This is a genomic window from Aeromonas sp. FDAARGOS 1403 (genome assembly GCF_019047325.1).
Taxonomy (GTDB): domain Bacteria; phylum Pseudomonadota; class Gammaproteobacteria; order Enterobacterales; family Aeromonadaceae; genus Aeromonas; species Aeromonas dhakensis.
This window is the reverse complement of sequence record NZ_CP077249.1, coordinates 2257723-2279282: the sequence shown is the minus strand read 5'-3', so window position 1 is coordinate 2279282 and position 21560 is coordinate 2257723. Positions and strand designations below refer to the sequence as shown.

General features: G+C 61.1%; 22 protein-coding genes and 1 tRNA gene. 19 read left to right on the top strand and 4 right to left on the bottom strand.

Going from position 1 to position 21560, the window contains the following annotated elements; all coding sequences use genetic code 11:
* Window positions 1-237: 237 nt before the first annotated feature.
* Together I6L33_RS10885 and I6L33_RS10880 are read left to right on the top strand one after the other, a co-directional pair.
* The gene (locus I6L33_RS10885) at window positions 238-978 is read left to right on the top strand and encodes a phosphatase (RefSeq protein WP_017788582.1); all 741 of its coding nucleotides are present in this window, start codon (window positions 238-240) and stop codon (window positions 976-978) included.
* 85 nt (window positions 979-1063) lie between these two features.
* A tRNA-Thr gene (locus tag I6L33_RS10880) sits at window positions 1064-1139 on the top strand.
* A 116-nt stretch (window positions 1140-1255) separates the two neighbouring features.
* Here I6L33_RS10880 and I6L33_RS10875 read toward each other — a convergent pair.
* Both I6L33_RS10875 and fdhD read right to left on the bottom strand, forming a co-directional pair.
* Window positions 1256-3544 (bottom strand): FdhF/YdeP family oxidoreductase, encoded by a 2289-nt coding sequence (locus I6L33_RS10875; RefSeq protein WP_216974043.1) that lies wholly within the window; start codon window positions 3542-3544, stop codon window positions 1256-1258.
* A complete protein-coding gene (gene fdhD, locus I6L33_RS10870; RefSeq protein ID WP_010634654.1) occupies window positions 3531-4337 on the bottom strand; it encodes a formate dehydrogenase accessory sulfurtransferase FdhD in 807 nt (268 codons plus the stop codon). The genes I6L33_RS10875 and fdhD overlap by 14 nt, the downstream gene beginning before the upstream one ends.
* A 148-nt stretch (window positions 4338-4485) precedes the next feature.
* Between fdhD and I6L33_RS10865 the strand changes: the two genes are divergently transcribed.
* From I6L33_RS10865 to I6L33_RS10785, 17 genes are all read left to right on the top strand, one after another.
* Window positions 4486-5400: a LysR family transcriptional regulator gene (locus I6L33_RS10865; protein ID WP_130632766.1), complete on the top strand. Its 915-nt coding sequence runs from the start codon at window positions 4486-4488 to the stop codon at window positions 5398-5400.
* Between the two features lie 415 nt (window positions 5401-5815).
* Window positions 5816-6388, top strand: coding sequence for a TetR/AcrR family transcriptional regulator (locus tag I6L33_RS10860; protein ID WP_017408463.1), 573 nt, complete (start codon window positions 5816-5818; stop codon window positions 6386-6388).
* A 21-nt stretch (window positions 6389-6409) separates the two neighbouring features.
* Window positions 6410-7219 carry a winged helix-turn-helix domain-containing protein gene (locus tag I6L33_RS10855; protein WP_215269686.1) on the top strand — a complete coding sequence of 270 codons (810 nt, stop codon included), beginning with the start codon at window positions 6410-6412 and terminating at the stop codon, window positions 7217-7219.
* A complete protein-coding gene (locus I6L33_RS10850; RefSeq protein WP_017408465.1) occupies window positions 7219-7734 on the top strand; it encodes a FidL-like protein in 516 nt (171 codons plus the stop codon). The genes I6L33_RS10855 and I6L33_RS10850 overlap by 1 nt, the downstream gene beginning before the upstream one ends.
* A 682-nt stretch (window positions 7735-8416) precedes the next feature.
* The gene (locus I6L33_RS10845; protein ID WP_010634659.1) at window positions 8417-8695 is read left to right on the top strand and encodes a BMC domain-containing protein; all 279 of its coding nucleotides are present in this window, start codon (window positions 8417-8419) and stop codon (window positions 8693-8695) included.
* 16 nt (window positions 8696-8711) lie between these two features.
* Window positions 8712-8996 (top strand): BMC domain-containing protein, encoded by a 285-nt coding sequence (locus I6L33_RS10840; protein ID WP_011705244.1) that lies wholly within the window; start codon window positions 8712-8714, stop codon window positions 8994-8996.
* A gap of 14 nt (window positions 8997-9010) precedes the next feature.
* Window positions 9011-9289, top strand: a complete 279-nt coding sequence (locus I6L33_RS10835) for a BMC domain-containing protein (RefSeq protein WP_002442217.1) — start codon at window positions 9011-9013, stop codon at window positions 9287-9289.
* Between the two features lie 53 nt (window positions 9290-9342).
* Window positions 9343-10929 (top strand): acetaldehyde dehydrogenase (acetylating), encoded by a 1587-nt coding sequence (locus I6L33_RS10830; RefSeq protein ID WP_216974042.1) that lies wholly within the window; start codon window positions 9343-9345, stop codon window positions 10927-10929.
* Window positions 10930-10955: 26 nt separating this feature from the next.
* Window positions 10956-11213, top strand: a complete 258-nt coding sequence (locus tag I6L33_RS10825) for a EutN/CcmL family microcompartment protein (protein ID WP_010634663.1) — start codon at window positions 10956-10958, stop codon at window positions 11211-11213.
* Between the two features lie 15 nt (window positions 11214-11228).
* Entirely contained in the window at window positions 11229-12383 is a 1155-nt protein-coding gene (locus I6L33_RS10820; protein ID WP_216974041.1) for a 1-propanol dehydrogenase PduQ, read from the top strand.
* A 25-nt stretch (window positions 12384-12408) separates the two neighbouring features.
* Window positions 12409-15795 (top strand): choline trimethylamine-lyase, encoded by a 3387-nt coding sequence (gene cutC, locus I6L33_RS10815; protein WP_077392390.1) that lies wholly within the window; start codon window positions 12409-12411, stop codon window positions 15793-15795.
* 113 nt (window positions 15796-15908) lie between these two features.
* On the top strand, window positions 15909-16856 hold the full coding sequence (gene cutD / locus I6L33_RS10810) for a choline TMA-lyase-activating enzyme (protein ID WP_017766562.1): 948 nt from the start codon (window positions 15909-15911) through the stop codon (window positions 16854-16856).
* Window positions 16857-16868: 12 nt separating this feature from the next.
* A complete protein-coding gene (locus tag I6L33_RS10805; protein ID WP_024941071.1) occupies window positions 16869-17321 on the top strand; it encodes a BMC domain-containing protein in 453 nt (150 codons plus the stop codon).
* The gene (locus tag I6L33_RS10800; protein WP_024941072.1) at window positions 17318-17938 is read left to right on the top strand and encodes a phosphate propanoyltransferase; all 621 of its coding nucleotides are present in this window, start codon (window positions 17318-17320) and stop codon (window positions 17936-17938) included. Before I6L33_RS10805 ends, I6L33_RS10800 begins: the two co-directional genes overlap by 4 nt.
* An 11-nt stretch (window positions 17939-17949) precedes the next feature.
* Window positions 17950-18642 (top strand): hypothetical protein, encoded by a 693-nt coding sequence (locus tag I6L33_RS10795; protein WP_024941073.1) that lies wholly within the window; start codon window positions 17950-17952, stop codon window positions 18640-18642.
* Between the two features lie 19 nt (window positions 18643-18661).
* A complete protein-coding gene (locus I6L33_RS10790; protein WP_041216747.1) occupies window positions 18662-19075 on the top strand; it encodes a multidrug efflux SMR transporter in 414 nt (137 codons plus the stop codon).
* A 17-nt stretch (window positions 19076-19092) separates the two neighbouring features.
* Complete coding sequence (locus I6L33_RS10785; protein ID WP_010634671.1) at window positions 19093-19422, top strand: multidrug efflux SMR transporter; 330 nt, start codon at window positions 19093-19095, stop codon at window positions 19420-19422.
* Window positions 19423-19662: 240 nt separating this feature from the next.
* Here the strand turns inward: I6L33_RS10785 and I6L33_RS10780 are convergent, their stop codons facing one another.
* Window positions 19663-20721, bottom strand: a complete 1059-nt coding sequence (locus tag I6L33_RS10780; protein ID WP_126882266.1) for an ATP-binding protein — start codon at window positions 20719-20721, stop codon at window positions 19663-19665.
* Complete coding sequence (locus I6L33_RS10775; RefSeq protein WP_139723796.1) at window positions 20718-21446, bottom strand: response regulator; 729 nt, start codon at window positions 21444-21446, stop codon at window positions 20718-20720. The genes I6L33_RS10780 and I6L33_RS10775 overlap by 4 nt, the downstream gene beginning before the upstream one ends.
* Window positions 21447-21560: the final 114 nt, after the last annotated feature.

Genomic DNA, 21560 nt, shown 5'->3' with positions numbered 1-21560 from the left:
GCAAATGGGCAAAAAAAACCGTCGCAGGGCGCGACGGCGGGGAAATGAGGTTGCACCATCCTGATCCAACCCATCGATGCGAGTTCAGGCTTTCATCGATGCATCCATCATGGCCGCCAAGCGTGTTCAAACTTTGTCAACCTGCCCTCAATTTGTGACAAAGTATGACAAGCCACCACATGGTCTCGACCCGCCGCCTTTGCTATGCTGGCCCCTCACGCCAGAGGGGAAGATAAGATGAAGTACACGGTCGATACCCACACCCACACCGTCGCCAGCACCCACGCCTACAGCACCATTCACGACTACCTGCCCATCGCCAGGGCAAAGGGGATCAAGCTGTTCGCCACCACGGATCATGGCCCCGACATGGCGGATGCCCCCCACTTCTGGCACTTCGTCAACCTGCACGTGTTGCCACGGGTGGTCGACGGGGTCGGCATCCTGCGCGGCATCGAAGCCAACATCAAGAACATCGACGGCGAGATAGACTTCCCCGAGCGCTACGAGTCGCGGCTCGACATGATCATGGCGGGCTTTCACGAACCGGTGTTCCCCCCCTGCGACCAGGCCACCCACACCCAGGCGATGATCAACGCCATCAAGAGCGGTCGGGTCGATATGATAAGCCACCCCGGCAATCCCGCCTTCCCCATCGATATCCAGGCGGTGGTCAAGGCGGCGGCAGAGTATCGGGTGGCGCTGGAGCTCAACAACTCCTCCTTCAGCCACTCCCGCCCGGGCAGTGAAGGCAACTGCCGCGCCATCGTCGAGGCGGCGCGGGACATGGGGGCCTACCTCACCTTTGGCTCCGACTCCCACGTGGCCTTCAGTCTCGGAGATTTCGAGCACTGCCACCGACTGGTGACCGAGGCCGGCTTCCCAGAAGAGCGGATCCTGGCACGCTCCCCCCGTGCGCTGCTCGATTTTCTCGAAAGCCGTGGCCGGGCCCATATTCCGGAGTTCGCCGACCTCTGACATTGCCCGTAACTCCATGAGCTCACTCATAAAACAAAGTGTCGCTCATTGACTTGCCCCCGGGTTTTCAGGAATCTAGTGGCACGCCGGTATAGCTCAGTTGGTAGAGCAGCGCATTCGTAATGCGAAGGTCGGGGGTTCGACTCCTCTTACCGGCACCAGTCACGCAAACAACAACGCCGCATATCTTATGCGGCGTTGTTGTTTATAGAATGATCGGGCTCTGCTGCATGGGGCTGGCAGGCTTGAACCGGCTCAAGCCTGCAAACCTCCCAGTTCATAGCAGCAACAGATTGTCCTGTTGACGGGAAGCGGTCACCAGCACCGGGATGGACTTGGAGGTCGGGGTGAAAGAGCCCGCCCCTATGCTGTCGATGGGCACCAGCGGGTTGGTCTCCGGGTAGTAGGCCGCGATGTTGCCACGCGGGATCTCGTAGATCACCACCACAAAACCCGTCACGCTGCGCTCGCGCCCGTCGTTGCAGATGGCCGCCATGTCGACCCTGTCCCCTTCGGCAAAGCCAAGCTGGCGGGCATCCGCCTCGTTCATGAACACCACGTTGCGCTGGCCCTTGATGCCACGATAGCGATCATCCATGCCATAGATGGTGGTGTTGTACTGATCGTGGGAGCGCAGGCTCTGCAGCAGCAACACCGGCTGATCGCTCATCTGCTCGGCATGACGGGTACACTCCGGCAACACCGATTGCGGCAGGGTGCTGGCACGAAACTCGGCCTGGCCGCTGGCGGTATTCCAGGTCAGCAGCGCCGCGGAGTTATCGAGATGAAAACCGCACGGCTGCTGGATGCGGGCATTGAAATCGGCAAAGCCGGTGATGGTCTGTTCGATGAGATCGCGGATGCGGCCATAGTCATCGCGCAGGGCCAGCCAGTCGATCCGCTCGCTGCCCACGGTGGCATGAGCCATCCGCGCGACTATGTCGGTCTCGGAGAGGCAGAGGGGCGATACCGGCTCGGCTGCGCCGGTCGAAGCGTGCACCATGCTGAAGGTGTCCTCCACCGTGATCTTCTGGTTGCCGCTGCGCTGGATATCGAGCTCGGTGCGACCGAGACAGGGCAGGATCAGCGCCGCCTTGCCCACCTGCAGGTGGCTGCGGTTGAGCTTGGTGCTGATCTGCACGTTGAGCTCGGCCTTTTTCATCGCCCCGTAGGTGAAGTCGGTGTCGGGCGCCGCTGCCGCCAGGTTGCCACCCAGGCAGATGAGCACCTTGCTCTTACCCTCGTCCAGCGCCTTGAGCGCTTCGTAAACATTGTGACCACGGGCCCGTGGCAGGCTCACCTGCAGGTGACGCTCGAGCCGGTCGATAAAGGCGGCGGTGGGCTTTTCGTTGATCCCCATGGTGCGGTTGCCCTGCACGTTGCTGTGGCCCCGTACCGGACAGAGGCCTGCTCCCGGCCTGCCAATCTGGCCGCGCATCAGATGCAGGTTGACGATTTCACGGATGGTATCGACCGAGTGCAGATGCTGGGTCACCCCCATGGCCCAGCAGCTGATGATGCGCTGGCTGGCGGCAAAAACCCGGGCAGCCTGCACGATCTCGGCGCGAGTCAGGCCGGACTGCTGCTCGATCTTGGCCCAGTCGGTGGCCCGCACCTGCGCCTCGTACTCGGCAAAGTGGCGGGTATGGCGGGCGATGAAGTCGCGATCCACCGCCTCTGGCGCCTCTTCCAGGATGTACTTGGCCATGCCACGCATGGCGGCCATGTCGCCACCCAGTTTCGGCGTCAGGTACTGGTGGCTGATGGTGGTGGCCGCCGGAGTCAGCAGCTCGAGCGGGCTCTGCGGGCTGGCGAAGCGTTCCAGCGCCACCTCTTTCAAGTTGTTGAAGCTGACGATCTTGCAGCCGCCGCGCGCCGCCTGGCGCAGGGCATTCATCATGCGTGGGTGGTTGGTACCCGGATTCTGGCCATAGACAAACACCGCATCGGCCTGGTCGAAGTCATCCAGCACCACAGTCCCCTTGCCGATGCCGACCGACTGGATCAGCGCTACCCCGCTCGCCTCATGGCACATGTTGGAGCAGTCGGGGAAGTTGTTGGTGCCAAACAGGCGGCCAAACAGCTGATAGAGGTAGGAGGCCTCGTTGCTGGCACGCCCCGAGGTGTAGAACTCCACCTCGTCCGGACTATTCAGACTTTGGAGGGTATTGGCAATCAGGGCGAAGGCATCGTCCCAGCTTATCGGCTCGTAATGATCGGTCGCCGGGTTGTAGCGCATCGGCTCGGTCAACCGCCCCTGATACTCGAGCCAGTAGTCGCTCTGGCTGGCTAGCTGGCGCACCGAGTGGGCGGCGAAAAACTCGGCCCCCACCGTCTTGCCGGTGGATTCCCAGGCTACCGCCTTGGCGCCGTTTTCACAGAACTGGAAGGTGCCGTGGTCGTTGTCCCCCCAGGCACAGCCCGGGCAGTCGAAGCCGTCGGTCTGGTTGACCCGCAACAGGTTCTTGATGTTCTGACGGGTCTGCTGGCTGCGCAGCACCTGTTTCATGGTGGATTGCAGGGACGAAAAACCGCCGGCTTTGGCGGGCTTTTCAATATGACTCATGGCACTCTCCGATGGGATCCGCCGGGCGATAGCTGGAATAGCTGACCGGGGCATCAAACTTGGGAATATGAACGACGTTGAGGTTGTATTTGAGGGCCAGCCTGACCGCCAGCTGGCTGGGCGATGCCAGACAGATGAGGTGACGGGCACCAAAACGGGCGGCTTTTTGCACCAGCTCGCTGCCGCAGCGGCTGGTCACCACCAGGGTGTCGCACGCACTGTGCCGGCGCAGCAGCAGGCCGATCAGCTTGTCGAGGGCATTGTGGCGCCCGATATCTTCCCGGCAGTGCAGGATCCGGCCCTCGGCATCCAGCGCCAGCGCCGCATGCAGGGCGCCATGCTGCTGACCCTTGAGCTGCCACTGGGCGATCTGCGCACGCAGCCCCGCCAGCAAGGCCCCATCCAGCGGCGGCGTCAGCGGCAACACCGGCAGTGCGGGCAGCGCCTGCTCCACCGCCGCCACGCCGCAGATGCCGCAACCGGTCGCCCCGGTCAGCCGGCGCTTGTGCCGGGCCAGGGCAGCCAGGGAGCGGTTGGCGATGGTGATGTCCAGCACCATCCCCTGCTCCGCCGGCGCGATCTGGATGTCATGGACCTCGTGGTTGTGCCGGATGATCCCCTCGCCAAACAGAAAGCCGACGGCAAAGTCGTCGAGATCGTCCGGGGTCGCCATCATCACAGCATGGTTGATGCCATTGATGTTGATGGCGACGGCTACCTCCTCCACCAGATGATCCAGTGCGGGCGAGGCAGGCAAATTGACGGGGATGTCGACGGGCGTGTAGGCAGGCATGCAGGTTGGCCTAAAAATGCAAACTGCATTCAAGTTTAGAGAGGCGGCAGACGCAAAACCAATGAAATAAATCTATATGGCAATAGAGTTGTTCTATTGACGACGTTTTTTCAATTGATTAATTTTTAGGTTCATCCTCGCCTCCTGAATGATCATGAACATCAAGCAGCTGCACTATTTCCACGAACTGGCCAAACACCAGCATTTTGCCAGGGCGGCCAAGGCCTGCCACATCACCCAGCCGACCCTCTCGGCCAGCATCACGGCGCTGGAGAAGAACCTCGGCACCGATCTGGTGGTGCGTACCAGCCAGTTCGTCGCCCTCACCGAAGCGGGCGAGCTGGTGCGCCAGTATGCCGAGCGGATGCTGCTGGAGCAGGAGGCGCTCAAGCAGGAGCTGGCGCTGTTTCATGGCGAGCTCTCCGGCACCCTGCGCATCGGCATCGTGCCCCAGTCCAATGTCGACATCATGCCGCTCATCGCCCGCTGCAAGCAGCGCTACCCCGACATAGTCATCCGTCTCTCGGTGCTCAGCAACGAAGCCCTGCTGTCACAGCTGGAGCTGCACCAGTGCGATATCGGGCTGGGGTTTGACGAACCGCTCACCGGCGCCGCCAGACAGACCTTCCACCTCTATCCCCAGGGGCACAACCAGATGGCGGTGCTGATGAACCGCGACGAGGCGGATCAGCACCTCCCCGGCGATGAGCTGACCCTGACCGCACTGCAGCAACGGCCGCTGGTACTGCCCAGCCGCACCATGCAGTTTCGCAAGTATCTGGACCGCGCCGCCGAGCGGGCCGGCATCCGGCTTGACGTGGTGCTGGAAACCGACTCCCTGTTTCACCTGGTGAGCGCCGTGCGCCACCGGCTGGGCTGGGCCATCGTCAGTGCCGGCCTCGCCCGATCCGCCAGCAAGCTCTCGGATCTGGTCTGCCTGCCGCTGGCGCCGCAACGCGACATCGGCCACACCGCCTTCATCACCCGCCAGCACAGCATCACCCCCGCCATGCGCGCCTTCCTCGAGCTGGTGCAAGAGGCTGACGCCCCCCTTGAAAAATAGGGTGACGCCAACAAACACACTGCTTTTTTATATTTCTGCCATGACCAAAGGTGGCAGAAATATATACCTTTCTGCTAAAAAACAGCCGCCCACTGGTTAACAAGAAGAGATAACCGCTCAGGAAAATGATTGCTGCAATGAGGTAAATAAATGACAGCTTAATCCCTATCCCGACTCCTTAAAATAGTTGTTTTTCATTGAGAATGACTTTAACCAGGAGATAAACAAGTCGTAACTTATTGACAAATAAAGATCTCAAGCGAATCCAGTTGAAATATTTAAAACGACTCTTTCATCGTTATTTCAAGGTTATTTGTGAAGCACCACACAATAACGACTTTTCCTCCCGCTCCCCATTTCCTCATATTGATGGCGATCAAGAATGAACATACCGTCTGGTCGGTATGATTGGGCCATGAACATCGAAACCCAACATAGAAAAAAAGACCCTGTACGTCTTTATCGACAACTGCTGGAGTCGGCAGCCACCATCGCCGGCCGGGACGGTATCGCCGCCCTGTCGTTGAACGCCGTTGCCTATGAGGCCGGGGTGAGCAAGGGGGGCTTGCTGCACCACTTCCCCAACAAGCAGGCGCTGATCTTTGCCCTGTTTGCGCGTCTGCTGGCCATAATGGAAGAGGCCATCTCAGCACTGATGGCGGCAGACAAGACCGCCTACGGCCGCTTTACCCGTGCTTACCTGCACTATCTTTCTGCTCCTGAACTGACGGACACCCAGGAGAGCCGCCAGCTGATGGTACTCTCGCTGGCCATGCCGGATGAGCCGGTGCTGCGACAATGCTGGCGTGACTGGATGCTGGCGCATCTGGCGCAAGGGGATGAGCTGGATAATGGCCATACCGGCACCCTGGTGCGTTATGCCGCAGACGGCATCTGGCTATCGGAATTGACCGAAGGGCGCACCATGAGCACCGAGCACCGTCAGGCGCTGGTCAAAACCCTGCATAATATGACGCTCCCCACGTGAAGCTGATGGATTGAGGCCGAGATGCGCTACCACATCAATGCCCGCTTCATTTATGACGCGACCGATGGCTCCCTGACTCAGCGGGAAAGCGTTGAGCCGGACAGCCAATTATCCATCACCGCCAATGCGCTGTTTTATTTTTTCTTGCGAAATACCGGGATCGTCAGCCGCGAAGAGGTGCTTAAAAAAGTCTGGGACGATAACGGATTAACCTCATCGAACAGCAACCTCAACCAATACCTGAGCATATTGCGCAAGGCTTTTCGCCACTACGATATCGACAATATCATCATCACGGTGTCACGCGGTTATTTGCAGCTCAATCCCGAGGTCATCATCGAGCCTATTGAGCATGCGCCTGCACCGGCCATTGAAATAGTGTCTCCGCCCTCCACGGTCCCCCCCGCCGAGCCAGTTCTAGACCCTGCCGAGTGGCCACTTTCCCTCACCCCCCGTTCACGCGGCATCTGCTGGTATATCGCGGGAGGCTGCATGCTCGCGTTTGCCCTCATGCTGGTGGCATTTGGTCTGTTGAATGGCCGTGAGCCGCGCCCCGTCATCCTGACCAGGATCCCCAACAGCCAGTGCGAATTGCTGGCCAGCGACGAGATGCTGCGCTCGGTCAGCGCCACGACCTATGGTGAGCATTTCGAGCAGGTGCGCCAGCGTTTGAACATCAGCTGCAAACCCGGCGAGCGTTTTCTGTTTTTCTACGGGGACAGACTGGAAACCAACGGCCTGGGCCGGGTATTTCTGGCCCACTGCGCCATGCACGAAGACAACCCGTTCAGCTACTGCGACAACTATTTCTACTACTCCTGGAAGCCGTGATGAGACTTGCGCCGCGTCCCTTCTTTCTCTTCTCCTGCACCCTGTTCCTCGCCGCGGCACTCTATGCCTGCTACCAGCTGCCCAGCGAAAATGATGGCGTCATGAGCTGCGCCACCAAAGGCATCATGCGCTTTGAGGACATGAACAAAGAGAACGTCAACGGCAACATCCACTTCAATTTCGGCCGCCAGGGGAAAGGCTCCATGGTGGTTGAAGGCTATACCGATTCGGCCGCGGGCTGGCTCTACCTCCAGCGCTACGTCACGTTTACCTACAGCAGCAACCGGGTCTCCGCCACCGAGCGTCAGTACCGCATCAACAAATGGGAAGCGAGCGCCTCCTCCATCGATCAATCGCCGGACGTGATCTTCGACTACTTCATGCGCGAGATGTCCGACAGTCACGATGGGCTGTTTCTGAGTGCCCAGCGACTCAATCAGCAGGCCATACTGCTGAGCTCCATCAACTCGCCGCTCTGGATCTGCACCCTCAAATCCGGCAGCGAACTGAACTAGTCCCGGCAATACGGCGGATGCCCCGACCCAAGCGTCGATGACGCGGCACATATCGCCCTGCCCCCACAACCTGACCCGCGCAAGCCCCTGATGACTCAGCCCTGATTCGGCCTGCCCCCCTTCCCCCAACTGCACATCCGTACCGACAAGACGACCCTTGCACATCACCAGGCAGGACCGGCACCCGCGACTTTTCCAGCCCGCCCCATCCCCCCTCGTGCCGGCATCCACATGACTCACACCACGCTCTCAATGCAACCTCATCCCGTCTGACCCGCCGTCACCGCCCTTATCTCTTCTTCCCGTCACACCCGGCTCACTTTTTACATTTAGCCTCGCCGGCAAAACATGAGCTCCGCCACAGTTAGTAGCTGGCCAAATTACCTCTCGGCCCCCATTACCCAACAACTCATTAACATCGGCCAACGATCTTTTCCCGAGCCTGAATTCAGCCTTATGCAAGGCGAAAACAGCCTCGTAGTCGCAGCATAAATAGATAAATAGGGCTTATAAAAATAATAAATTCAGAATAACAAACTAAATATCTCAGTTTTACAGATTCAAATTCCACAAATGCCGCCAATACCTATAGTGGCGATTGAACGCCGCAACCGTGGCTCATCGCCGTGACACGGACGGGGTTCCTTAACCACACCACACAATCTGTTCTGAGGAGATCACCATGGGTGATGCATTGGGGCTTATCGAAACCAAAGGTCTGGTGGCCTGCATTGAAGCCGCGGATGCCATGTGCAAATCCGCCAACGTGGAGCTGATCAGCTATGAAAACATCGGCTCCGGCCTGGTCACCGTCATGGTGAAGGGGGATGTCGGCGCGGTGAAAGCGGCGGTGGATTCCGGCGTGGAGTCGGCACAACGCATCGGTGAAGTGGTGACCTCGCTGGTCATCGCCCGTCCGCACAACGACATCAACAAAATCGTCATTAAACACAAGGCTTGAGGCCGGGAGATCGCAAATGGGTGATGCATTGGGTTTGATTGAAACCAAGGGCCTGGTGGCCTGCATTGAAGCGGCAGATGCCATGTGCAAAGCCGCCAACGTCGAGCTGATCGGCTATGAGAACGTCGGCTCTGGCCTGGTCACCGCCATGGTGAAAGGCGACGTAGGAGCCGTGAAAGCCGCGGTGGACTCCGGCGTGGAATCCGCACAGCGCATCGGTGAAGTGGTGACCTCGCTGGTCATCGCCCGTCCGCACAACGACATCAGCAAGATTGTCGCCCACTACAAAATTGCCGAATAACGGGAGAGAACATGATGAAAGAAGCGCTTGGTCTGATTGAGACCAAAGGCCTGGTGGCCTGCATCGAAGCGGCAGATGCCATGTGCAAGGCCGCCAACGTCGAGCTGATCGGCTATGAGAACGTCGGCTCTGGCCTGGTTACCGCCATGGTGAAAGGCGACGTCGGCGCGGTCAATGCGGCGGTGGATTCCGGAGTGGAAGCGGCGAAACGCATTGGCGAAGTGGTTACCTCTCGCGTCATCGCACGCCCGCACAACGACATCGAAAAAATCGCGGCGCAGCACAAGGCATGACCTGAGAGGGCACGCCCCGCCCGCACTTTTTTAGTCTGATGAAGGATAGATTCATGATTGAACTCGATACCGATTTGCTCTCCCGCCAGAACGCGAGAGAACTGGTGCGCAACGCCAAACAGGCGCAGGTGATTATGGCCACCTTTTCGCAGCAGAAAATCGACGCCATCGTGAAGAACGTGGCCGAAGAAGCCGCGCGCCATGCCGAAACGCTGGCGAAAATGGCCGCAGAAGAGACTGGTTTTGGCAACTGGCAAGATAAGGTGCTGAAAAACCGGTTCGCTTCGCTGCACGTTTACGATGCCATCAAAGAGATGAAGACCGTCGGGATCATTCATGACGATCAGGTGAAAAAAGTGATGGACGTGGGCGTGCCGCTGGGCGTGATCTGCGCGCTGGTGCCCTCCACCAACCCCACCTCCACCATCTTCTACAAAACCCTGATCGCCCTCAAGGCCGGCAATGCCATCATCTTCTCACCGCACCCGGGTGCACGCCAGTGCAGCTGGAAAGCCATCGAAATCGTCAAACGCGCCGCCGAAGCCGCCGGAGCCCCGGCGGGCATAGTGGACGGCGTCACCCAGCTGACCCTGGAGGCCACCTCCGAGCTGATGCACAGCAAGGACGTGTCGCTGATCCTGGCAACCGGTGGCGAAGGCATGGTGCGCGCGGCCTATGCCTCCGGCACCCCGACCATCAGTGGCGGCCCGGGCAACGGCCCGGCCTTTATCGAGCGCAGCGCCGACATTCACCAGGCGGTGAAGGACATCATCACCAGCAAGACCTTCGACAACGGCGTGATCTGCGCTTCCGAGCAGTCGATCATCGTCGAACGCTGCATCTACGACGAGGTTCATCGCGAGCTGGCGGCCCAGGGCGCCTACTTCATGAACGAAGACGAAGCCGCCAAGATGGCTGCCCTGCTGCTGCGCCCGAACGGCACCATCAACCCGAAAGTGGTGGGCAAGACGGCACTCCATCTCAGCCAGCTGGCCGGTTTCAGCGCCCCCCCCAGCACCCGCGTGCTGGTGGCCGAGCAGACCACCGTCTCCCACAGCAACCCCTACTCCCGTGAAAAGCTCTGCCCGGTGCTCGGCCTCTACGTGGAAGAGGAGTGGCGCGCCGCCTGTCATCGGGTGGTCGAGCTGCTGACCAACGAAGGGCTGGGCCACACCCTGGTGATCCATACCCGCAATCAGGACGTGATCCGCCAGTTCAGCCTGGAAAAACCGGTCAACCGGATCCTGATCAACACCCCGGCCGCCCTCGGCGGCATCGGTGCCACCACCAACCTCACACCGGCCCTGACCCTCGGCTGCGGCGCCGTCGGCGGCGGCTCCAGCTCCGACAACGTCGGCCCGATGAACCTGCTCAACATCCGCAAGGTGGGTTACGGCGTGCGCACCATCGAAGAGCTGCGCGCCCCCATCCAGTCGGTTGCAGTGCAGCCCGCCAGCGCCGCCCCGGCTGCGCCCCAGCCCTGCAGCATCCTCGACGATGCCCGCTTCAGCGCCCCGGCGCCGGCCTGCCATAGCGCCGACGACCGCTTTGCCGGCGCCAGCGCCGAGGTTGGCGGCGAGATCAGCGAGCAGAACGTGGAGCGGGTCATCCGTCAGGTGCTTGAGCGCCTTGGCAAGTAACCCATTGAGATAAGGCGATAAGAACCATGATTCTCGCAAAGGTAACCGGACATGTCGTCGCCACGCAGAAGTGCGATGAGCTGCGCGGCAGCAACCTGCTGCTCATCACCCAGCTGGACGATCAGCAGCAACCGATGAAGGACCGCTCCTGGGTCGCCGTCGACAGCGTCGGCGCAGGCATGCACGACGTCGTACTGGCCGAGGAGTACCTCGCGCTCAACAGAGACCGCTACAAGGCCATGTCGGTGGTCGCCATTGTCGAGAAGGTGTTTCGGGACGCTTGAGGAGTGAATGACCCAATGAGTGAATTTTTGCTGAAACCCCGGATCCGCTTCGGTCAGGACGCCCTGTCCGCCCTGGCCGAAGTGCCCGCCCGCCAGGCGCTGCTGGTCACCGATCAGATGATGGTGAAAGTTGGCCTGGCCGACCGGGTGACGCAAATCCTGCGCCAGCGCGGCATCCCGTTCCAGTGCTGGGACGATGTAGTGGCCGATCCGGACATCACCACGGTCGTGCGCGGCATGAAGCTCATGGACGGCTGCTATCCGGATCTGGTGATCGCGATCGGCGGCGGTTCGGTGATTGATGCAGCCAAAGCGGTCATGTTCGCCCTGGCGCAAACCCGCCCGAATCTGGGGCGCGAGCGCCCCTGCTTCGTGGCCATCCCGACCACCAGCGGCACCGGCTCGGAAGTGACCAGCTTCTCGGTGGTCAAGGCCCGCAGCGAGAAGCTGGTGCTGGTCGACCCGTCATTGCTGCCGGATATCGCCATTCTCGATCCGTCGCTGGTGGCATCGGTACCGCCCGCCATCACCGCCGACACCGGGATGGACGTGCTGTGCCATGCGCTGGAGGCCTATGTCTCCCGGGCGGCCAGCGACTTTTCCGACGCATTGGCGGAGAAAGTGGTGCAGCAGGTCTTTCGCTACCTGCCCGCCTGCTGGCGCGACGGCCACGATCTGCTGGCGCGGGAGAAGATGCACAACGCCTCCTGCATGGCGGGCATGGCCTTCACCAACGCCTCGCTCGGCATCACCCACAGCCTGGCCCATGCCCTCGGCGGCGTGTTCCGCGTCCCGCACGGGCGTGCCAACGCGCTCCTCATGGCGCAGGTCGTGGCATGGAACGCCGACCACGACGGGCTGTGTGATACCCAGGCCGCCCACAAGTATGCCCGCCTGGCCCACCTGCTGGACCTGCCCGCCAATACGCCGCGCGAAGGGGTCAACAGCCTGCTGGTGGCCATCCAGGCGCTCAAAGAGGAGATGAAGATGCCGGCCGGCATTGGCGATACCGGCCTTCTCGCAGCCGATTTCGACCTGCGGCTGGCGGAGATGGTCAGCCAGGCGCTGCGCGACAACTGCACCCCGACCAACCCGCGCGCACCGGATGCCCGGGCATTGACCGAACTCTATCGCAAGGCATGGTGCGGCACTCTCGCCGCCGGCCACTAAGAACAAGAACTGGAGAACCTACCTCATGGCACACTACAGCTTAACGCCGCGCGTCAACGTGCTGGCTGAACGTTTACTGGCGCACACCAGCACCCTGTGCAGCGAACACGCCACGATTTTGAGCGGACTGGATGGCGACATCGCGGGCATTCCCGCCGCCGTCAAACCGGCACGCCGCTTTTACGAGCTGATGCGCCAGCTGCCGCTGACCATCAGTGCCGACGAGTTGATTGTCGGCAACCAGACCCGCACCCCGCACGGCGCCATTTTCCACGACGAGAGTGCCGGGCAGCGCCCGTCCACCTTCCAGTTTCTGAATCTGAACAGCGCCATCGACTCCCCCGACTACAAGCTGGTGGTGGAGAAGGGCGTGCTGGCCATCAAGCAGCAGCTGGAAGAGAAGACCCGCGCGCTGGGCAGCGCCGTCAGCCGCAGCGGCATGGACGAGGTCAACGGCTGCCGCGCCGCCATCCACGCCTGCGATGCCCTGATGGCACTGGCACAGAACCTGGCCAACAGCGCCGAAACCCTGGCCGCCGCCGAAACCAACCCGTTCCGCCAGGCCGAGCTGCGCGACAGCGCCGCCATTTTGCACCATGTACCGGCCCACCCGGCGCGCAACTTCAAAGAGGCCTGCCAGTCGTTCTACCTGTTCCAGCTGGCGCTTCAACTCGACAACGGCAGCTACGCGGTCAACCCGGAAGGGGCCGACAAGGCGCTGCTGCCCTACTTCCAGCGCGACATCGCCAACGGCGCGTTGACCGAGCAACAGGCGTACGAGATCGTCGAGTGCCTGTGGTTCAAGCTGGCAGAGCTGAGCGAAGTGCGCGCCACCTGCGCCATCGACGGCTACCCCATGTTTGATGCCCTGCTGCACGGTGCCAGCCTGGAGCAGGCGAGCATCAACCCGCTCTCCGAGATGTTCCTCTGCGCCCAGCAAAACCTGAGCGCCCTCAAGCTGCCCGTTCGCCTCTTTCGCGGAGTGCAGCACGTCTCCGCCGCCCCGTTCGCCGCCTGTGCCGATACGCCGGTGATGGAGGGGCTGACGCCGCGCCTGCAGCGCCTGCGCAACCACTATCTGACCGTGCGCCCCAGCGTCTCCATCTACCGGGCACAGGCCTTTACCGAGGTCGTCAAGGCCAACCCAGGCATGCCGACCATCTTGCTGCGGGCCAAGGCGTTCCGTCACGCCTGCGAAACCGCCCCCATCCTTATCCAGGATGACGAGCTGATCGTCGGCCACCCGTGCGGCAAGCCGCGCGCCGGTGCCTTCTCGCCGGACATTGCCTGGCGCTGGGTTCGCGACGAGCTCGATACCATGAGCACCCGTCCGCAAGATCCCTTTGAAATCAGCGAAGCGGACAAGAAAACCATCCGCGAAGAGATAGTGCCGTTCTGGGAAGGCCGCTCGCTGGACGAGATCTGCGAAGCGCAGTACCGGGAAGCCGGCGTCTGGGCCTTCAGCGGCGAAACCTTCGTCAGCGACCTCTCCTACCACCAGATCAACGGGGGTGGCGACACCTGCCCGGGCTACGACGTGCTGCTGTTCACCAAGGGGATGAACGGCATCAAGGCAGACGCCCAAGCCCATCTCGACCAGCTAAGCATGGAGAACCCGGACGACATCGATCGCATCTACTACTACAAGGCAGCGATCGAAACCTGCGAAGGGGTGGTCAACTACGCCCGCCGCATCGCGGCCCATGCCCGCGAACTGGCGGCGAAAGAGCAGGATGCCCAGCGCCGCGCCGAACTGCTGACCATCGCCGAGGTGAACGAGAACGTGCCGGCCAACCCGCCCAAGACCCTGCAAGAAGCGCTGCAGAGCATCTGGACGGTGGAGTCGCTGTTCGAGATCGAAGAGAACCAGACCGGTCTGTCACTCGGTCGGGTCGACCAGTACTGCTACCCCATGTTCGAAGCGGATATCCGCGAGGGTCGTCTGACCCACGAAAGCGCACTCGAGCTGATGCAGGCCTTCATCATCAAGTGTGCCGAGCTGATGTGGATGTCGAGCGAGCTGGGGGCGAAATACTTCGCCGGCTATCAGCCCTTCATCAACCTGACCGTGGGTGGCCAGAAGCGCAGCGGCGGCGATGCCTGCAACGATCTGACCTACCTCATCATGGATGCCGTGCGGTTCGTGAAGGTCTACCAGCCGTCGTTGGCCTGCCGCATTCACAACCAGTCACCGCAGAAATACATGGAGAAGATCGTCGACGTCGTGAAGGCGGGGATGGGTTTCCCGGCCTGCCACTTCGATGACTCCCACATCAAGATGATGCTGCGCAAGGGCTTCGACTTTGAAGACGCCCGCGACTACTGCCTGATGGGCTGTGTCGAGCCGCAAAAATCGGGACGCATCTATCAGTGGACCTCCACCGGTTACACCCAGTGGCCGATCGCCATCGAGTTCGTGCTCAACCGTGGCCGCATGGTGCTGTTCGACAGCCATCAGGGGCTGGATACCGGCGACCTGCGCGAGCTGCGCACCTTCGAGCAGTTCGATGCGGCGGTCAAACAGCAGATTGCCCACATCGTTCGCATGTCAGCAGTCGGCACCGTGATCAGTCAGCGCGTGCACCGCGACGTGGCGCCGAAACCGCTGATGTCACTCATGGTGGAAGGGTGCATGGAGAGCGGAAAAGATGTCTCCGCTGGCGGTGCAATGATCAACTATGGGCCCGGACTCATCTTTTCTGGCCTTGCAACTTATGTCGACTCCATGGCGGCAATCCGCAAGCTGGTGTTCGAGGAGCAGAGATACACACTCGAACAAATTCGCGATGCGCTGCTGGCCAACTTCGAAGGGTTTGAAGCGCTGCGCCGCGACTGTCTCAATGCACCCAAGTACGGCAACGACGACAACTACGTCGACCAGTACGCACTGGATATCACCGAGTGGACGGAGAAGGAGTGTCGCAAGTACAAGATGCTCTACTCCAGAATGAGTCACGGCACCCTCTCCATCTCCAACAACACCCCCATCGGCGAGCTGACCAACGCCACGCCGAACGGGCGCCTGGCCTGGATGCCGCTCTCCGACGGCATCAGCCCGACCCAGGGGGCAGACAAGCAGGGGCCGACGGCCATCATCAAGTCCGTCAGCAAGATGAACGTGGAGACCATGAACATCGGCATGGTGCATAACTTCAAGTTCCTCAAGGGGCTGCTGGATACCCAGGAGGGACGCCATGGCCTCATCACCCTGCTGCGCACCGCCTCCATCCTCGGCAATGGCCAGATGCAGTTCAGCTATGTCGACAACGAAGTGCTGAAAAAGGCGCAGCAGGAGCCGGAGAAGTACCGCGACCTCATCGTGCGCGTCGCCGGCTACAGCGCCTATTTCGTCGAGCTGTGCAAAGAGGTGCAGGACGAGATCATCAGCCGCACCGTGATTGAGAAGTTCTGATCGATGCGTTGATAACCCGTCTTTCTTAATCACCAAAATAACCGGAAGTACTCCGTGATGGCAGGTCGCAAATAATGCGACTGCGGCCTGCCACATCCGGAGAGGAGGCAAGCGTGATCGCAAATAATGAATTAACCGGCCGCATATTCAATATCCAGAAATATTCAATATATGACGGCGATGGCATTCGCACGCTGGTTTTTTTCAAGGGCTGCAACCTTCGCTGCCCCTGGTGCGCCAACCCTGAAGGGCTCAGCAGCCAATTTCAGGTGATGTTTTCGCACGACAAATGCATCAACTGCGGTGACTGCGTAAATGTCTGTCCGGCCGGAGTCCATTATCGGGCCGAGGAGAACGGCAGCATGAAACACTTCGTCGATCGCAATAAGGATTGCATCGGCTGCCGCAAATGCGAAGAGGTCTGCACCCAGCATGCGCTGGACATCATGGGCAAGGATGTCACCGTCAGCGAGCTGATGGAGATCATCATGCAGGACTATGACTTTTACATCTCCTCCGGCGGTGGCGTCACCATCGGCGGCGGCGAGATGAGCCTGCAGACCGACTTTGCCGTCGCGCTGTTTAGCGAATGCAAGAAGATGATGATCAATACCGCCATCGAGACCCAGGGCACCACCTCGCTGGCCAATTACCAGCAGCTGGCGCCCGTCACCGATACCTTTTTGTTCGACATCAAGCAAATCAACAGCGAACAGCATAAGGCGATGCTGGGTATCGGCAATGAAGGTATTCGCCGCAATCTGGAATGGCTGGTTGATTACGGCGCCAAGGTGATTGTGCGCATGCCGCTCATCCGTGGATATAACGATTCATGGGATGCCATTACCGGCGCCATCGAATATGTGCAGAACTTGGCAAAGCGGGGAAATATCCTGCGGATCGACATGCTGCCGTACCACCAGCTGGGCCGCAAGAAATATGAGCGGCTGGATATGCCCTACCCGATTGCGCAGGACCCCTCTTACACGCCGGACGAATTGGATCGGCTGGAGGCCTTCTTTGCACAATTTGATTTCGATATTCGCTTGGTCCGCCATTAACAGGAGTCGACGATGAAAAGTTTGGGCGTAATTGAAACGCGAGGATGGGTCGCCGCCATTCAGGCGGTGGACGCCGCCTGCAAAGCGGCAGGCGTCAGCTGCATCGGCTATCGCAAGGTGGGCTCTGGGCTGGTGAGTGTCTGCTTCGAAGGGGAGATCAGCGCCATCCACACCGCCATCGAGCGTGGCGTCGCGGTGGCCGCCACCATCGACCAGCAGGTCCATTCCCTAGTGATTGCCCGTCCGGAGCCAAGCGCGGTAGCGGCGCTCAGCAACCTCAAGGGCTACCCGCCGCGCGCATCGGCCAGCACCAAGAAAGAGATGACTACCGCAACAAGCGCTGTGCCGGCCCTGTCACCGGAAAGCAGTGCCGATACCGAACCGGCCACTCTACCTGCCAGCCAGCCAGCCGCGGATCAGGCGGAAGACCGACAGGGCGCGGCAAGAAAAGGGAAAAAAGCATGATCGATCCCCAGCTGCATCAAAAGATCGCCGCCCGTCTGAGCCTGGTCAGCCCGGCGATCCCGGTCGGCATCTCGAATCGCCACGTTCACCTAGCACAACAGGATGTAGAGGCCCTGTTCGGCAAGGGCTACACCCTGACGCCGCTCAAACCGCTGCGCCAGCCGGGCCAGTTTGCCGCCGAAGAGTGCGTCACCGTGGTCGGCCCCAAGGGCTCGCTGACCCGGGTACGGGTGCTCGGCCCGACCCGGCCGGTTTCACAGCTGGAGATCTCCCGCGCCGACTGCTTCACCCTCGGCATCAAGGCGCCGGTCCGTGAGTCAGGCCAGCTGGAAAATACCGGCAGCGCCCTGCTCATCGGCCCCGCCGGCCACGTGGAGTTGCGCTCCCAGGTGATCTGCGCCTGGCGCCATATCCACCTCTCGCCACACGACGCTCGCCAGCTGAACGTGACCCACGGCCAGAAGGTGAGTGTGCGCAGCGACGGCGAGCGCCAGTTGACCTTCGATGAGGTGGTGGTGCGGGTACGCGACGATTTCGCGCTGGAATTTCACATCGATACCGAAGAGGCCAACGCCGCCGGCTTGAAAAACGGCGCGCAGGTCAGGCTGCTCGGCTAACGGAGATCCCCATGACCGACGAACAGATTGAACGCCTGGTCGAACAGATGCTCAGGCGCCTGCAGCCGCCACTGCTGGTGATGGTGACCGCGGCCCAGGGCTATCGGCAGGCCATTCGAAATCGTCTGGCCGGCTGTGGACTACCCCTGCAGCTTGCGCTGGCAGCAGAGATCGAGGATGGCGCACTGTGGCAACCGCTGGGAGAAACAGTGCCGGCCAGCATCTGGCAACAGGCCCTGCCGCCCACCCCCTATCGCGCGCTGGTGCTGCCCTTTCTCGACTACCCGCTGGCGATGGATCTGCTGAGCGGCTCGCTGCAAAGCCCCGTCGCCCGGCGGCTGCACGATGCCCTGCTGAGCGGCTTGCCGGTGCTGGCGCTGCGCTATCACTGCGATCCCGCCAGCGAGCTGAACCAGCTGCTGGGGGCACAACCGAGCGCGCCATACGCCGGGCACATGCAGGCGGCGCTCAGCCGTCTGGGCGAGAGCGGTGTGGTGCTGTGCACCATGAATGAGCTGCTGGAGAAGCTGGCACCGGCGAACGACGCGGCCCCTGTGCCGGCGGGCACGGCGCGCCGTTATCTCACGGTCAGCGATGTTGAGAAGGAGCCGGCGCTGGCACAGACGGCCGAGGCCCAGCTGACCGATGCCGCCATCGATTTTTTGAAAAGCAGAAGAAAAGAAAAACAACCTTACCTTAAATAACAAACCCGGAGTTTAACTTATGTCTTCAAAAACAAAATGTTGGCTATGGATGCTGCTGGTGATCGTGTCCGAAACCTCGGCCACCTCCACCCTCAAGATGTTTGGCAGCAGTGAAGGAACCACCAAGATGCTGCTGCTCGGTCTGCTCGTGCTGCTCTATTGCACCTGCTACTACTCTCTCTCCCGCGCGGTAAAAGACATTCCCGTTGGGCTTGCCTACGCCACCTGGTCCGGAACCGGCATTCTGGTGGTCTCCACCCTGGGAATGGCGTTTTACGGCCAGCACCCGGACACCGCCGCCATGATCGGCATGGCCGTCATCGCCAGCGGCATCGTCATCATGAACCTGTTCTCCAAGATGGGCAGCGAAGAGGGCGCCGATGCCTCCGCCGAGCCGCTCACTCCCCCCATGAACAACAACATCGCCAACTGACGCAAAAGGAATGACCCATGTTTAATTTCGGATTTTTATGGCTGGCGCTCTCTATCGGCTCTGAGATCACCGGCACCTCGATGATCAAGAAGACCAACGGTTTCAGCAGACTGGGGCCATCCATACTGGTCGTCTGCGCCTACAGCCTGTGCTACTTCGCCCTCACCCGCGCCATGAGCACCATTCCGGTCGGGGTGGCCTATTCGCTCTGGTGCGGCTTCGGCATCGTCGGGGTCACCATCTGTTCGATGCTCCTCTACAAGCAAAAGCCGGATCTGCCCGCCATCCTGGCGATGGCGCTGATCATCTCGGGCGGGGTGATCATGAATGTCTTCTCCAGCATGTAACGCCGTGACAAGACCCTGGCAGTGGCGCTCTGCCCCTGCCACCGGCATGCCAGCCCTGACACGCCCTGCCGGGTAACAAACCGGCAAGCGTTACAAAAGAGAAAGGCCCAAGCTGGCTGGCAGCTTGGGCCTCATATTTGATCCCGTTGTCGTTCCCGTGACTACACGCCCCCCATCGCATGCCTCAACCCCATCACCATGAGAAGGGAAAATAGCCTCTCTTGCTGGCAGGCTGTTGGCCTAGATTGGCCAGGAGAGCGTGAATGTCGTTCCGCCACGTTCGGTTGGTTGGCAAACCACACTGCCGCCGTGGGCCTCGGCAATGGCCTTGACCACGGCGAGTCCGAGCCCGCTGCCGCCACTCTTGCGCGAACGTGACGGGTCCCCCCGGCGAAACGCCTCGAAGATCTGGGCGGCGACCTCCTCGCTGATGCCGGGCCCCTCGTCTTCCACGCTCAGGACGCACAGGGTGCCCGAGCGATGCAGACGCACGGTCAGCAGGCCCGGCACCCCATGCTTCTGGGCATTCTCCAGCAGCGCCATCAGAGCCTGACGGATGCGAAGTGCATCGCAACAAACAAGGAGTTCGGCATCGAGCTCCCGCTTAAGGGTGAAACCGCTCGCGGCCAGAGAGGCGGCAAACGCCTCGAGCACCACGGCAAGCTCGTCTGCCAACCTGCTCTCCTCTCGTTGCAACTCCAGATGGCCGCTGTCGTTGAGACTGAGCACCCGCAAGTCTTCGATCAGGTGGGTCAACCCCTCCACTTGACGCAGCAAGCCTTCGAAGAGTTCACGCTCTGGCGGAAATACCCCTTCGGCCAGCCCCTGCAAGCGGCCGCGCAAGATGGTCACCGGGGTGCGCAATTCGTGGGCGATGGCGGCATTCCAGAACTCCCGCTCGCGGGTCATGCTCTGCAGCCGTTCGGCCATGGTGTTGAAGTCCCGCACCAGTTGCGCCGTCTCCCCAATTGCCTGTTCATCCAGCGGCACGCGCGCATCGAGTTTGCCCTCTGCCACCTCGCGCAGGCTGTTCGCGACCGAATTGAGCGGGGTCAGGATGCGCCGAGAGAGGCGAACCGCCACGTACAGCGCCATCCCCAATGCAATCAGAATGGTCGAGCCTATCCAGAGCATCTCGACCCTGGAGGGTATCCAGCTCTCGGAGATGCTGCCAGGCACATAGGTCACGGCAATGGCGTAGAACACATAGGTGCCGATCACCGCGAGGGAGATGATGCCAAGCGCCATCAGCCCCAGGGAGCGGATGATCTGCCTGCGCAGGCCGGGGGCCGATGTCATGCATCGCCCCCGAAGCGATAGCCTACGCCCCAGACACTGGCGGGCACCCCCTGGATGCCGTGCGCCTCCAGCTTCTTGCGCAGCTTGCTGATGTGGCTGTCCACCGTGCGCTCCTGGGTATCCCCCTCGGGCAGGCAGTGGGTCAGCAGTTCGGCGCGGCTGAACACCCGTTTCGGCGCCCGCATCAGGGAGGCGAGCAACTTGAACTCGGTCAGGGTCAGATCCAGCACCAGTTGCCCCTCATCGCGGCAAAGGCTGGCCTCGTGGCTCTCCAGATCGATCTGGAAGGGGCCGACCCGCAGCACCCGGGACGTGGCCTGTTTTGCAACCTGGCTGCGTCTGAGCACCGCCTGCACCCGGGCCACCACTTCGGCCGGGTTGAAGGGTTTGACCACATAGTCATCCGCCCCCATGCGCAGCCCCATCAGCTTGTCGAGGTCCTGATCCAGGGCGGTCAGCATGATCACCGGCGTGTCGCCACGGGCCCGGATCTCGCTGAGCACCTGCCAGCCGTCGAGCTGCGGCATCTGCACATCCAGCAGCAGGAGATCGGGTTTGCATGTCTGGTGCATGGCCAGGGCTACGCGGCCATCGGCGGCATGCAAAGTGCGCAATCCGTGGCGTTGCAGGTAAGCGGCGAGGATCTCGGCGATCTCGGCTTCATCCTCTGCAATCAGTACCAGTGACTGGGCCGCCGGGCTGGCGGAGGCAGGAAGATACGACATGGTCGGCCTCGAAAATGGTGGGTTTGAACTTTATCACCGCCTCCATGGATTCTCCACAAAGCCTCGAATCATTCGCAATAGCCCCTCTCCATAATGCCCGCTCGATGTGCTCTC